Source organism: Streptomyces sp. LBL (genome assembly GCF_029893585.1).
Classification (GTDB): domain Bacteria; phylum Actinomycetota; class Actinomycetes; order Streptomycetales; family Streptomycetaceae; genus Streptomyces.
Genome location: NZ_JARXYX010000006.1, coordinates 207831 through 220318 on the forward strand (window position 1 = coordinate 207831; position 12488 = coordinate 220318).

14 protein-coding genes are annotated in these 12488 nt (G+C 70.3%); 13 read left to right on the plus strand and 1 reads right to left on the minus strand.

Annotation, left to right across the window (positions count from 1 at the left end; genetic code table 11):
* From lepB (M2271_RS09615) to M2271_RS09665, 11 genes are all read left to right on the plus strand, one after another.
* Positions 1–726 carry a signal peptidase I gene (gene lepB / locus M2271_RS09615; RefSeq protein WP_280886688.1) on the plus strand — a complete coding sequence of 242 codons (726 nt, stop codon included), beginning with the start codon at positions 1–3 and terminating at the stop codon, positions 724–726.
* Positions 719–1822, plus strand: coding sequence for a signal peptidase I (gene lepB, locus M2271_RS09620; RefSeq protein ID WP_280886689.1), 1104 nt, complete (start codon positions 719–721; stop codon positions 1820–1822). Before lepB (M2271_RS09615) ends, lepB (M2271_RS09620) begins: the two co-directional genes overlap by 8 nt.
* On the plus strand, positions 1710–2714 hold the full coding sequence (lepB, locus tag M2271_RS09625) for a signal peptidase I (RefSeq protein WP_280886690.1): 1005 nt from the start codon (positions 1710–1712) through the stop codon (positions 2712–2714). The genes lepB (M2271_RS09620) and lepB (M2271_RS09625) overlap by 113 nt, the downstream gene beginning before the upstream one ends.
* A 79-nt stretch (positions 2715–2793) precedes the next feature.
* Positions 2794–3570 (plus strand): signal peptidase I, encoded by a 777-nt coding sequence (gene lepB / locus M2271_RS09630; RefSeq protein WP_280886691.1) that lies wholly within the window; start codon positions 2794–2796, stop codon positions 3568–3570.
* Positions 3560–4087 carry an NUDIX hydrolase gene (locus tag M2271_RS09635; RefSeq protein ID WP_280886692.1) on the plus strand — a complete coding sequence of 176 codons (528 nt, stop codon included), beginning with the start codon at positions 3560–3562 and terminating at the stop codon, positions 4085–4087. Before lepB (M2271_RS09630) ends, M2271_RS09635 begins: the two co-directional genes overlap by 11 nt.
* A gap of 56 nt (positions 4088–4143) precedes the next feature.
* A complete protein-coding gene (locus M2271_RS09640) occupies positions 4144–4452 on the plus strand; it encodes a DUF2469 domain-containing protein (RefSeq protein ID WP_005311352.1) in 309 nt (102 codons plus the stop codon).
* 137 nt (positions 4453–4589) lie between these two features.
* On the plus strand, positions 4590–4952 hold the full coding sequence (locus M2271_RS09645; RefSeq protein ID WP_280886693.1) for a YraN family protein: 363 nt from the start codon (positions 4590–4592) through the stop codon (positions 4950–4952).
* 1 nt (position 4953) lies between these two features.
* Positions 4954–6579 (plus strand): YifB family Mg chelatase-like AAA ATPase, encoded by a 1626-nt coding sequence (locus tag M2271_RS09650; RefSeq protein WP_280886694.1) that lies wholly within the window; start codon positions 4954–4956, stop codon positions 6577–6579.
* A complete protein-coding gene (gene dprA / locus M2271_RS09655) occupies positions 6576–7736 on the plus strand; it encodes a DNA-processing protein DprA (protein ID WP_280886695.1) in 1161 nt (386 codons plus the stop codon). Before M2271_RS09650 ends, dprA begins: the two co-directional genes overlap by 4 nt.
* 271 nt (positions 7737–8007) lie before the next feature.
* Positions 8008–8850 carry an RNA polymerase sigma factor WhiG gene (whiG, locus tag M2271_RS09660; RefSeq protein WP_280886696.1) on the plus strand — a complete coding sequence of 281 codons (843 nt, stop codon included), beginning with the start codon at positions 8008–8010 and terminating at the stop codon, positions 8848–8850.
* Between the two features lie 94 nt (positions 8851–8944).
* On the plus strand, positions 8945–9502 hold the full coding sequence (locus M2271_RS09665; protein ID WP_280886785.1) for a helix-turn-helix domain-containing protein: 558 nt from the start codon (positions 8945–8947) through the stop codon (positions 9500–9502).
* Between the two features lie 76 nt (positions 9503–9578).
* Here M2271_RS09665 and M2271_RS09670 read toward each other — a convergent pair whose 3' ends face one another.
* Entirely contained in the window at positions 9579–10181 is a 603-nt protein-coding gene (locus tag M2271_RS09670; RefSeq protein ID WP_280886697.1) for a M23 family metallopeptidase, read from the minus strand.
* 272 nt (positions 10182–10453) lie between these two features.
* On the opposite strand from M2271_RS09670, the gene rpsB reads away from it, so the two are divergent.
* Together rpsB and tsf are read left to right on the plus strand one after the other, a co-directional pair.
* The gene (gene rpsB / locus M2271_RS09675) at positions 10454–11413 is read left to right on the plus strand and encodes a 30S ribosomal protein S2 (RefSeq protein WP_280886698.1); all 960 of its coding nucleotides are present in this window, start codon (positions 10454–10456) and stop codon (positions 11411–11413) included.
* 94 nt (positions 11414–11507) lie between these two features.
* Positions 11508–12344 (plus strand): translation elongation factor Ts, encoded by an 837-nt coding sequence (gene tsf, locus M2271_RS09680; protein ID WP_280886699.1) that lies wholly within the window; start codon positions 11508–11510, stop codon positions 12342–12344.
* Positions 12345–12488 lie beyond the last annotated feature (144 nt).

A 12488-nucleotide genomic window follows, 5' to 3' on the forward strand; every position in this document is an offset into this window, starting at 1 on the left:
ATGGACACCGAAGCACAGCCGACGGGGCGCGACCGCTCCTCCAGCCTTTCCGATACCGAGGAGATCTCGGACCCGGGAGGACCGGAGGACCGGTCGCGTTTCTCGTTGCGGGTCTCCGACCGGCTGCCCGGCGGGCGGATCACCCTCACCCTGCTGGTCTGCCTGGTGTTCCTGCTGCTGCTCAGCACCTTCGTGCTGCAACCCTTCCGGATTCCCAGCGGATCCATGGAAAACGGATTGAGGATCGGGGACCGCGTTCTCGTAAATAAGTTGGCGTACCGTTTCGGTGCCGATCCACAGCGTGGTGATGTCGTCGTGTTCGACGGAACGGGGTACTTCGGGGACGCCGACTACATCAAACGCGTTGTGGGTGTGGGGGGAGACCGCGTGGTCTGCTGTGACGAGGAGGGGAGGATCGAGGTGAACGGACGGTCCGTCGACGAGTCGGCCTTCCTGTATCCCGGCGACAGCCCGTCCACGGTGCCCTTCGACGTCGAGGTGCCCCCGGGCACCCTCTTCGTCCTCGGCGACCACCGGAGCAGGTCCAGCGACTCCCGCGACCATCTGGGCTCCCCGGGCGGCGGCATGATCCCCGTCGACGACGTCATCGGCCGCACCGACTGGATCCTGTGGCCCGGCGACCACTTCACCCGCCTGCACCGGCCCGCCGCCTACGCGCGCGTATCCGTCGCGGAAGAGCCGGCCACGGTGGGCGCCCATGGGTAACCGCGGCAGACCGCGCGGTACGTCGGCCAGCGCGGCCGACAACCTGCTGCCCACCGGCTCCCGACGCGCCCTGTCCGGCGCGGACACGGGCGCCGGACGCAGCCGCGCCGAGCGGCGCAGGCTCCAGCGCAAGGTCAAGCGGCGCCGCAGGCGCTCCGCGATCAAGGAGATACCTCTTCTCGTCGGCGTCGCCGTCCTCATAGCCCTCGTTCTGAAGACCTTCCTCCTCCAGGCGTTCGTGATCCCGTCCGGCTCGATGGAGCAGACGATCCAGATCGGCGACCGGGTCCTGGTCGACAAGTTCACCCCGTGGTTCGGGTCCAAGCCCGAGCGCGGGGACGTCGTCGTCTTCAAGGACCCCGGCGGCTGGCTCCAGGACGAGCAGCCGGCCACGAAGAAGAACGACCCCATCGTCGTCAAGCAGGTCAAGGAGGGGCTCACCTTCATCGGCCTGCTGCCGTCGGACGACGAGAAGGACCTCATCAAGCGGGTCGTCGGCGTCGGTGGCGACACCGTCAAGTGCTGTGACCCGCAGGGGAAGGTCACCGTCAACGGCGTTCCCCTGAACGAGGACTATCTGTATCCCGGCAACGCCCCGTCCACGACCCCGTTCACCATCACCGTCCCGCAGGGGCGGCTGTGGGTGATGGGCGACCACCGGGCCAACTCCGCGGACTCCCGGGCGCACCAGAACACCGACTACGGCGGCACGGTCTCCGAGGACTCCGTGGTGGGCCGGGCCATGGTCATCGCCTGGCCGTTCGGGCACTGGACCCAACTGGAGGAGCCGAAAACCTACGCTTCCGTGTCCGACTCGGTCTCCGGGTCGACCGCGGCTGCTCCGCCGTCGCTTAGGGTTGCTCCCGACGGTCCGAACGGATCGGTCCAACTCCCGAGCCCTGCGGAACTCCCGCTCGTTATGGGAGTGGTGGGCCTGCGCCGCGTACGGGGCAGGCGGCAGCGGCACAGAGTAAGGAGTTGGCGTGGGGGATGTGGCGGTTGGCGCACGGTCCGGACACGACGGCGAGGAACACCGCGGAGGCTCCGCGGAGAATGCCGTCCCGGCCGCGGACAGCGCCGTGACCTCCGGGAATGACTCCGGGGCGACCGGGGACGGTACGACGCCCGAGGACGGCACGACGACCGGGCGGACCGGGACGGGCGGCCAGGGGCACGGTGGCTCGACGCCCCAGGTGAAGAAGTCGCGCTCCTTCTGGAAGGAGCTGCCCATCCTGATCGGTATCGCCCTGGTGCTGGCGCTGCTGATCAAGACCTTCCTGGTGCAGGCCTTCTCGATCCCGTCCGACTCGATGCAGAACACCCTCCAGGAGGGTGACCGCGTTCTGGTCGACAAGCTCACCCCGTGGTTCGGATCCGAGCCCGAGCGCGGCGAGGTCGTGGTCTTCCACGACCCCGACAGCTGGTTGGCGGGCGAGCCGACGGCCAACCCGAATGCGGTACAGACGTTCCTCAGCTGGATCGGCCTGATGCCGTCCGCCGAGGAGAAGGACCTGATCAAGCGCGTCATCGGCGTCGGCGGCGACACCATCTCCTGCAAGGACAGTGGCCCGCTCATGGTCAACGGCAAGGCCCTGAACGAGCCGTACGTGTACCCCGGCAACACCCCGTGCAGCGTCGACGACCAGGGCGGCCAGTTCACGGTGAAGGTACCGAAGGGCTCCATCTGGGTGATGGGCGACCACCGGCAGAACTCGCGCGACTCGCGCTACAACCAGAGCGACAAGCACCACGGCATGGTGCCGGTGGACGAGGTCGTCGGGCGGGCCGTCGTGAAGGCCTGGCCGATCAACCGCTGGGGCACCCTGCCGGTCCCGGACACCTTCGACCAGGACGGTCTGGACACCCGGTCCTCGGCGTCCGTCGGCTCCGCCGTCCTCACGGTCGCGCCGAACGGGATCGCCCTCGTCGGTGTCGTACCGGTGGTCCTGTGGCGCCGCAGGAGGACCGCCGCCACCGAGACGCGCTGAGGGACGCCGGTGCGGCTGTGACCTCGGCCGGGCCGGAAGGGCTGACCGGGTCAGGTACCGCCGGGTAGGGTGCGGACCCATGGCTGGTGAGAGCACGACACGTACGGCCCCGCGCAGCGGCGGCACAGGCACGGGCCCGGTGGGCAGCCGGACCGGACAGCGACTGTCCGGACTGGCCGTCGCACTGGGCATTGTGCTGTTCCTCGGGGGATTCGCCTGGGGAGCGGTGATCTACCGGCCGTACACCGTGCCCACCAGCTCGATGACGCCGACGATCGACGCCGGCGACCGGATCCTGGCCGAGCGGGTGGACGGCGACGAGGTACGCCGGGGCGATGTGGTCGTCTTCAAGGACACGGCCTGGGTGAGCAACGCCCTCGTGGTCAAGCGGGTCGTCGCCATCGGCGGGGACACGGTGTCCTGCTGCACCAAGGGCAAGCTGACGGTCAACGGCAAGCAGATCGACGAGCCGTATCTGCCCCCGGGCAGCCTCGCCGAGGTCACGGACTTCCCGACCGTGACGGTGCCCAAGGGCCGGCTCTTCCTGCTCGGTGACGAGCGTCAGGGCTCCCTGGACTCCACCGCCCACCTGACCGACGCGGCCAGTGGCACGGTGTCGCGGAACGCGGTGAGGGCCCGGGTGGACGCCGTGGTGTGGCCCATGAACGGCATGCTGAAGACGAAGCCCACCGGCTTCGAGACGCTCGGCCCGCTCTCCGCGCCCGGTCCGCTGCGGACGGTCGTCGTCCTGATCGTCCTCGGTGGGGTACTCGTCCTCGGCGGTGGCGCGTACGGCCCGATCGCCCAGCGGATGGGCCGCTCCCGGCCGCGGGCGGGGTCCGCCGGTGCCCACTGAGGCGGGCGAGCCCTCCTCCGAGGGCGCGTTCGCGGGCGGACCGCGCAGGGTGGCCCGGGTGGTGCTGCTCGACCCGCAGGACCGCATCCTGCTGCTGCACGGCCACGAGCCGGACGATCCGGCCGACGACTGGTGGTTCACGCCCGGCGGCGGCCTGGAGGGCGACGAGACTCGTGAAGAGGCCGCGCTCAGGGAACTCGCGGAGGAGACCGGCATCACCGAGGTCGACCTCGGCCCGGTGCTGTGGCGACGGCTGTGCTCGTTCCCGTTCGCGGGCCGCCGCTGGGACCAGGACGAGTGGTACTTCCTGGCCCGTACCACCCGGACGGCGATCGAGGCGACGGGCCTGACCGAGCTGGAGCGGCGCAGCGTCGCCGGAGCGCGCTGGTGGACGTGCCAGGAACTGACCCGGGCACATGAGACGGTGTATCCGACCAGACTCGCCGAGCTGCTCCAGAGGCTGCTCGACGAAGGTCCCCCGGCCGGGCCCGTGACCCTGGACACCGAAATCGTCTAGGGGCTCGCGGGACTGGCGCACAATGGTGGGATCGCACGGCTGAAGGGGAACATGCCATGAGCGCCGAGGACCTCGAGAAGTACGAGACCGAGATGGAGCTCAAGCTCTACCGGGAGTACCGCGATGTCGTCGGTCTGTTCAAATACGTGATCGAGACCGAGCGGCGCTTCTACCTCACCAACGACTACGAGATGCAGGTGCACTCGGTGCAGGGTGAGGTGTTCTTCGAGGTGTCCATGGCGGATGCCTGGGTGTGGGACATGTACCGGCCGGCTCGCTTCGTGAAACAGGTACGCGTCCTCACGTTCAAGGACGTGAACATCGAGGAGCTGAACAAGAGCGACCTGGAGCTGCCGGGCAGCTGAAGCCGTCGGTGGGGTGATCCCTCGGGAGAGTGATCCCTCGCAGGGGTGACGGAGTTTTCCACAACCGGTGAGTAGTCCACCAAGATCAACTCGGTGGGCTCGTCTGCGCGACCGTTGGTGCCGGAGGTGGTGCCGGCATGAACGCACGCAGTGCACTCGGCAGGTATGGCGAGACGCTGGCCGCAAGGCGGCTGGTCGAGACCGGGATGACGGTCGTGGAGCGCAACTGGCGCTGCGGCAGGACCGGTGAGATCGACATCGTGGCACGGGACGGCGACGTTCTGGTCGTCTGCGAGGTCAAGACACGGCGGGTGGGGCTCTTCGAGCATCCGATGGCCGCCGTGACCCCCGAGAAGGCGGAGCGGCTCCGAGGCCTCGCCGAACGCTGGATCCACGCCCACGGAGGAGCGCCGCCGGGAGGCGTCCGCATCGACCTGGTGGGTGTGGTCCTGCCCAGCCGCGGCGCACCCGTCGTCGAGCATGTGCGGGGAGTGGTCTGAGATGGGCTTCGCACGGACGTGCTCGGTGGCGCTGGTGGGCGTGGAGGGCGTGGTGGTCGAGGTCCAGGCCGACCTCGAACCCGGGGTCGCGGCGTTCACGCTGGTGGGGCTCCCGGACAAGAGCCTGACGGAGAGCCGGGACCGGGTTCGGGCCGCGGTGGTGAATTCGGGGGCCGAGTGGCCGCAGAAGAAACTGACGGTGGGGCTCAGCCCGGCCTCGGTGCCGAAGTCCGGATCTGGGTTCGATCTTGGAATTGCCTGCGCGGTCCTCGGCGCCGCCGAGCGGATCGACCCGCGGGTGCTCGCCGACCTCGTGATGATCGGTGAGGTGGGCCTCGACGGACGCGTCCGGCCGGTCCGGGGCATCCTCCCGGCGGTGCTGGCCGCGGCGGACGCCGGCTACGAGCACGTGGTCGTGCCCGAGTGCGCCGCCGCCGAGGCAGCCCTGGTGCCGGGCGTGTCCGTACTCGGGGTGCGCAGTCTGCGGCAGCTGATCGCGGTCCTCGCGGACGAACCCGTACCCGAGGAGGAACCCGACGAGCCGGGCCGCCCCGACCCGCTGCTCGCCGGCCTGTGCGTGCCGGGCACGGGCGCGGCCACGGGCATGCACGGCATGGGTGCCGCCCAGCTCGACCACGGCCACGACCTCGCCGATGTCGTGGGCCAGAGGTCGGCGCGTACGGCGGTGGAGGTCGCCGCGGCGGGCGGACACCACCTTTTCCTGGAAGGACCGCCAGGAGCCGGCAAGACCATGCTCGCGGAGCGGCTGCCCGCCCTCCTGCCCCGGCTCAGCCGGGAGGAGTCGCTGGAGGTCACGGCGGTCCACTCGGTGGCGGGGCTGCTGCCCCCGGGCAAGCCCTTGATCGACATCGCCCCCTACTGCGCCCCGCACCACTCGGCGACCATGCAGGCGCTGGTCGGCGGCGGCCAGCGCGTCGCCCGGCCCGGAGCGGTCTCGCTTTCTCATCGCGGCGTCCTTTTTTTGGATGAAACACCCGAATTCGGCAGTCAGGCTCTGGACGCTCTCCGGCAGCCCCTGGAGGCGGGGCACGTGGTGATCGCGCGCAGCGCCGGCGTGGTGCGCTTCCCGGCGAAGTTTCTGTTGGTGCTCGCGGCCAACCCCTGCCCGTGCGGCCGTTTCTCCCTGACGGGCGACCTGTGCGAGTGCCCGCCTGCGGCGATCCGGCGCTACCAGGCAAGGCTGTCGGGCCCGCTGCTCGACCGGGTCGACCTGCGCGTCGAGGTGGACCGGGTCACCCGCTCCGAGCTGAGCGGGCGGGGTGCGCGGGGCGAGTCCACAGCGACCGTGGCCGACCGGGTCCGGGAAGCCAGAGCCCGGGCGCTGGCCCGGCTGGCCGACACTCCCTGGCGCACCAACAGTGAGGTGCCCGGACGTGAGCTGCGCAACCGCTGGCACGCCGCCCCCGGTGCCATGGGCGAGGCGGAGCGGAGCCTGGAACGGGGCGTGCTGACCGCTCGCGGGCTCGACCGGGTCCTACGCGTGGCCTGGACCGTCGCCGACCTCGTCGGCCACGACCGTCCCGACGCGACCGACGTCGCCCTGGCCCTGCAACTGCGTACCGGAGTGCCACGCGGCGTTCCCATGGCCATCGGGGCGCTGACGTGAGCGTCGAGGAGGATCCGCGTGGTGAGCTGCTCGACCGTGTATTCCTCACCCGTGTCATCGAGCCCGGGGACGAGGTCGCCGGGCGGTGGGTGCGGGAGTTCGGGGTGCGGGAAGTGGTCCGGAGGTTGCGGGACGGCGGGGAGGCGCTGTCGGGGGTGAGCGAGAAGCGGTGGGCCGGTCTGGTTGCTCGGGCCGCGCGGGCCGAGCCACGGCAGGACCTCGCCGTCGCACGGGCCGCCGGGGTGCGGTTCGTCGGTCCCGGTGACGCCGAGTGGCCCGGACAGCTCGACGATCTCGGCGACGCCCGGCCCCTGGGGCTGTGGGTGCGGGGCCGGCCCAGCCTGCGGATGTGGGCGCTCAGGTCGGTGGCGGTCGTCGGCGCCCGCGCCTGCACCGAGTACGGCGCTCATATGGCGGCCACCCTCGCCGCCGGCCTCGCGGAGCGGGGCTGGGTGGTGGTCTCCGGAGGCGCCTACGGCGTCGACGGGGCCGCCCACCGTGGCGCCCTCGGCGCGCGCGGCGCCACCGTCGCCGTCCTCGCCTGCGGGGTCGACCGGCCCTACCCGCGCGGGCACACTCAGTTGATCACGAGGATCGCGGAACAGGGGCTGGTGGTCGGGGAGTTGCCGCCCGGGGACCATCCGACGCCGAGCAGATTCGTGCTGCGGAACCGGGTGATCGCCGCGCTCACCCGGGGGACCGTGGTGGTCGAGGCCGCCTATCGGAGCGGTTCCCTGGTCACGGTCCGGGCGGCACGGCGGCTGGGCCGGCACACCATGGGCGTCCCGGGGCCCGCCACCAGCGGTCTCTCCGCCGGTGTGCACGAGCTGCTGCGGCAGGACGCGGTGCTGGTCACCGACGCCGCGGAGGTCGTCGAACTGGTCGGTGACATGGGGGAGCTGGCCCCGGAGCGGCGCGGGCCCGTGCTGCCGCGCGATCTTCTCCACGCCGCCGCCCGGCGGGTTCTGGCCGCTCTGCCGGGGCGTGACACGGCGACCGTGGAGGAGATCGCCCGCGGTGCGCAGACCACGCAGGACGACGCCGTCGCGAGACTGTACGAACTCCGAGCACTTGGTTACGTCGAACGACACGGCGACGGCTGGAAGTTGACACGCCAGTCAATGATCTTCGTACGGAGTGACCGCCATGGGGGTTGACCGAGCATGTTCGGCCGTCCGGGGGAACCCTGACGCCCTTGCAAATCCCCGCAGTTGGTGTGATGCCGCCATCACGCAGAGCGAGGGGTGCGCCTCGGTGGGGCGTCCAGCGGAACGTATCTTCGTACGGCCCGAGCCAGGTCGTTCGCACACCGCGACACGTCAGTCACGCTACGCTCACGAGGATTCCGACGAGGACAGGCAACTCGGCATCAGGCCGACAGCTCCCCCAGGCAGTACCACTTCGCAGCAGAACGGCACAAGGCGACGTATGCCCCAGCACACCTCCGGGTCCGACCGGGCGGCGCAACCCCCAGCCGCCCGCGAGGGCGGCAGCGTGCGGCCGCCCGCTCCCTCGACGCTCGAGGAGCTGTGGCGGTCGTACAAGGCGACGGGGGACGAGCGGCTGCGCGAGCAGCTGATCCTGCACTACTCGCCGCTCGTGAAGTACGTGGCGGGACGGGTGAGTGTCGGGCTTCCGCCCAATGTGGAGCAGGCCGACTTCGTGTCCTCCGGCGTTTTCGGGCTGATCGACGCGATCGAGAAGTTCGATGTCGACCGGGAGATCAAGTTCGAGACGTACGCGATCACCCGGATCCGGGGCGCCATGATCGACGAGCTGCGGGCGCTGGACTGGATCCCGCGGTCGGTGCGGCAGAAGGCGCGCAACGTCGAGCGAGCGTACGCGACGCTGGAGGCGCAGCTCAGACGGACGCCGAGCGAGGTGGAGGTGGCCGCCGAGATGGGGATCGCGGTGGACGATCTCCATGCCGTCTTCAGTCAGTTGTCGCTGGCCAACGTGGTGGCCCTGGAGGAGCTGCTGCACGTCGGCGGCGAGGGCGGCGACCGGCTCAGCCTCATGGACACGCTGGAGGACACGGCTGCCGACAACCCCGTCGAGGTGGCCGAGGGCCGGGAGCTGCGGCGGTTTCTGGCGCGGGCGATCAACACACTGCCCGAGCGGGAGAAGACCGTCGTGACGCTCTACTACTACGAGGGGCTCACACTCGCGGAGATCGGGAACGTGCTGGGGGTCACCGAGAGCCGGGTGAGTCAGATTCACACCAAGTCCGTGCTGCAGTTGCGGGCGAAGCTGGCCGGCTTTGGTCGTTGACCTGGCCGGATGAGGCCAGGTCCGGTGCCGGGACTCCCCTCCGGGGTGGTCCGTCCGTAAAGTGGTTGACGTGCCAAGGATTCGAGCGGCCTCCGTGGCCGAGCACCGGTCGATGCAGCGAGCCGCCCTGCTGGACGCGGCTCGTTCCCTGTTGTCCGAAGGCGGGACGGAGGCGCTGACCTTCCCCGCCCTCGCCGAGCGGACGGGGCTTGCCCGGTCGTCCGTGTACGAGTACTTCCGGTCGCGGGCCGCGGTGGTCGAGGAGCTGTGCGAGGTCGACTTTCCCGTCTGGGCGGCGGAGGTGTCGGCGACGATGGCCGCGGCGGACGGCCCGGAGGCCAAGGTCGAGGCGTATGTGCGGCAGCAGCTGGCGTTGGTCGGGGACAGGCGCCACCGGGCTGTGGTCGCCATCTCCGTGAGTGAACTGGACGGGGGGGCCCGGGAGAAGATCCGGGCCGCGCACGGGGGGTTGGTCGCGATGATCGTGGAGGCTCTGGGGGAGATGGGGCACGCGCAACCTCGGATGGCCGCGATGCTGCTGCAAGGGATGGTCGACGCGGCTGTGCGGAGGATCGAGCTGGGTGCGGCGGAGGAGCCATCGGTGATCACGGAGGCCGCCGTGGGGATGGCTTTGCGGGCTGTACGGGGCTGACGTCGGCTCCTGCGGGGCCGACGTGGGCCCCGCATCCCTGCCCTTGTGTGCGGCTGGGGCGGCCGGCGTGGACCGGCTACCCCGGTAGCGGTACGTCGATCACCGGCAGGAGCCTCGACGGGCCCTGGTGCAACAGCCACGTCGGCAACAGCGACAGCGGGTCCAGGTAGGTCTCGCCTCGCCGCAGGCCCCAGTGGAGGCACATGGTCGCGCAATGTGAACCCGCCTGTTCCACCGTGCCGATCACCTCGCCCGCGGCGACCTCGTCGCCCCTCGACACCGACGCCCGTACCGGCTCGTACGTCGTGCGCAGCGGTGGGTCGCCCGTCCCCGTCAGCTCCACCGAGACGACACCCTTGCCCGCGACCCTGCCCGCGAAGGAGACCCGGCCCGCCGCCACCGCCCGTACCGGGGTGCCGGGCGGCGCTGACAGGTCCACGCCCCGGTGGCCGCGGCCGTACGTCGTCGCCGGGGGCTCCCAGCCGCGGAGGACCGGCGGGTTGAGGCCCACGGGCCAGGTGCGGCCGATGGCCGGTACCGTCGTGTCCGTGGCCGCCGGGCCCAGGGAGATCCGCTCGCCGCCGGGCCGGACCGTGCAGGTCAACAGCGCCGCCGTCAGCAGCGACAGCACCACCGGACACGTACGCCCCCGGACACCCGCGCATCGTTTCGCTCGCATGCGAGAACCGTCCCGCAACCGCCCGGAGGACGGCCCGGACCTGTGGACAACTTCCCCGTTGTGGACAACGGCGTCACCCGGTACCGCGCGGGTCCCGTACACTTCTTCTGGCGATCCGGGTCACCGGGTCGACTTCGCACGCCCCGCCACCAGACCGTCACATGGTCGGTGTCAGCGCCTCTCGGTCCCCAGCGGCAAGGCGCATCACGGGCGTCAGGCGCGAGTGCCGTCCGGCACCCGCGGCACAACCGAGAACACCAAGGAGAACGGCCATGGCCGTCGTCACGATGCGGGAGCTGCTGGAAAGCGGCGTCCACTTCGGTCACCAGACCCGTCGTTGGAACCCGAAGATGAAGCGTTTCATCTTCACGGAGCGCAACGGCATCTACATCATCGACCTGCTCCAGTCGCTGTCGTACATCGACCGCGCCTACGAGTTCGTCAAGGAGACCGTCGCCCACGGCGGCACGGTCATGTTCGTCGGCACGAAGAAGCAGGCGCAGGAGGCCATCGCCGAGCAGGCCACCCGCGTCGGCATGCCCTACGTCAACCAGCGCTGGCTGGGCGGCATGCTCACCAACTTCTCGACCGTGTACAAGCGTCTGCAGCGCCTCAAGGAGCTTGAGCAGATCGACTTCGAGGACGTCGCCGCGTCCGGTCTGACCAAGAAGGAGCTTCTCGTGCTCTCGCGCGAGAAGGCCAAGCTGGAGAAGACCCTCGGTGGTATCCGCGAGATGTCCAAGGTGCCCAGCGCCGTCTGGATCGTGGACACCAAGAAGGAGCACATCGCGGTCGGCGAGGCCCGGAAGCTCAACATCCCGGTCGTCGCCATCCTCGACACCAACTGCGACCCCGACGAGGTCGACTACAAGATCCCGGGCAATGACGACGCGATCCGCTCCGTCACCCTGCTCACCCGTGTGATCGCCGACGCGGTCGCCGAGGGTCTGATCTCCCGCTCCGGTGTCGCCACCGAGGGCAAGGGCGAGAAGGCCGCGGGCGAGCCGCTGGCCGCGTGGGAGCGCGACCTGCTCGAGGGTGAGAAGAAGGCGGACGAGGCTGAGGCTCCGGCCGCTGAGGCCGCTGCCGCCGAGGCGCCCGCCGCTGAGGCTCCGGCTGCTGAGGCTCCGGCCGAGGCTGCCGAGGAGGCCCCCGCCACTGAGGCTCCGGCCGAGGCCCCCGCTGCTGAGGCCGCCACCGAGGCCCCTGCCGCGGACGCCGAGCAGGCCTGACCCCTCACCATCTTCGGGTTCTGGACGGCGGGGACCACAAAGTCCCCGCCGTCCGGCCCGTAGATCTTCAGACTTCGAGAGAGATTCCAGAATCATGGCGAACTACACCGCCGCCGACGTCAAGAAGCTTCGTGAGCTCACCGGCGCCGGCATGATGGACTGCAAGAAGGCGCTGGACGAGGCCGAGGGCATCGTCGAGAAGGCCGTCGAGGCGCTTCGTATCAAGGGCCAGAAGGGCGTCGCCAAGCGCGAGGGCCGCTCCGCCGAGAACGGCGCCGTGGTCTCGATCATCGCCGACGACAACTCCTCCGGCGTCCTCGTCGAGCTGAAGTGCGAGACGGACTTCGTCGCCAAGGGCGACAAGTTCCAGGCCGTCGCCACCGCGATCGCCGAGCACGTCGCCAAGAGCCCCTACGCCGACCTGGAGGCCCTGCTCGCCTCCGAGATCGAGCCCGGCAAGACCGTTCAGGCGTTCGTGGACGAGGCCAACGCCACGCTGGGCGAGAAGATCGTCCTGGACCGCTTCTCGCAGTTCGCGGACGGCTTCGTGTCGGCGTACATGCACCGCACCATGCCCGACCTGCCGCCGCAGATCGGCGTCCTGGTCGAGCTGGACAAGCCCAACGCCGAGATCGCCAAGGGTGTCGCCCAGCACATCGCCGCCTTCGCGCCGAAGTACCTCTCCAAGGACGACGTGCCAGCCGAGGTCGTCGAGTCCGAGCGCCGCGTCGCCGAGGAGACCACCCGCGCCGAGGGCAAGCCCGAGGCCGCCCTGCCGAAGATCGTCGAGGGTCGCCTCAACGGCTTCTTCAAGGACGCCACGCTGCTCGGCCAGCCGTACGCGCTCGACAACAAGAAGTCGGTCCAGAAGGTTCTGGACGAGGCCGGTGTCACCCTGAAGCGCTTCACGCGCATCAAGGTCGGCATCTGAGTCCGTACCGCGCTCGACGCGCGACCCCGATAGGGTCGTAGGTGTCGTCCGCGTACGCCCTCACGCACGCGTGCGTGCGGGACGACAGCAGATCTGACGAGGAGGCCATTGCCGCGCATGGGATGCGAACGACACCCCACCGGC

Bases quoted from the DNA above. Each gene is read 5' to 3' on its own strand.
- lepB (WP_280886688.1), top strand. From the start codon at position 1: ATGGACACCGAAGCACAGCCGACGGGGCGCGACCGCTCCTCCAGCCTT.
- lepB (WP_280886689.1), top strand. From the start codon at position 719: ATGGGTAACCGCGGCAGACCGCGCGGTACGTCGGCCAGCGCGGCCGAC.
- lepB (WP_280886691.1), top strand. From the start codon at position 2,794: ATGGCTGGTGAGAGCACGACACGTACGGCCCCGCGCAGCGGCGGCACA.
- M2271_RS09640 (WP_005311352.1), top strand. From the start codon at position 4,144: ATGAGCGCCGAGGACCTCGAGAAGTACGAGACCGAGATGGAGCTCAAG.
- M2271_RS09645 (WP_280886693.1), top strand. From the start codon at position 4,590: ATGAACGCACGCAGTGCACTCGGCAGGTATGGCGAGACGCTGGCCGCA.
- M2271_RS09650 (WP_280886694.1), top strand. From the start codon at position 4,954: ATGGGCTTCGCACGGACGTGCTCGGTGGCGCTGGTGGGCGTGGAGGGC.
- whiG (WP_280886696.1), top strand. From the start codon at position 8,008: ATGCCCCAGCACACCTCCGGGTCCGACCGGGCGGCGCAACCCCCAGCC.
- M2271_RS09670 (WP_280886697.1), bottom strand. From the start codon at position 10,181: ATGCGAGCGAAACGATGCGCGGGTGTCCGGGGGCGTACGTGTCCGGTG.
- rpsB (WP_280886698.1), top strand. From the start codon at position 10,454: ATGGCCGTCGTCACGATGCGGGAGCTGCTGGAAAGCGGCGTCCACTTC.
- tsf (WP_280886699.1), top strand. From the start codon at position 11,508: ATGGCGAACTACACCGCCGCCGACGTCAAGAAGCTTCGTGAGCTCACC.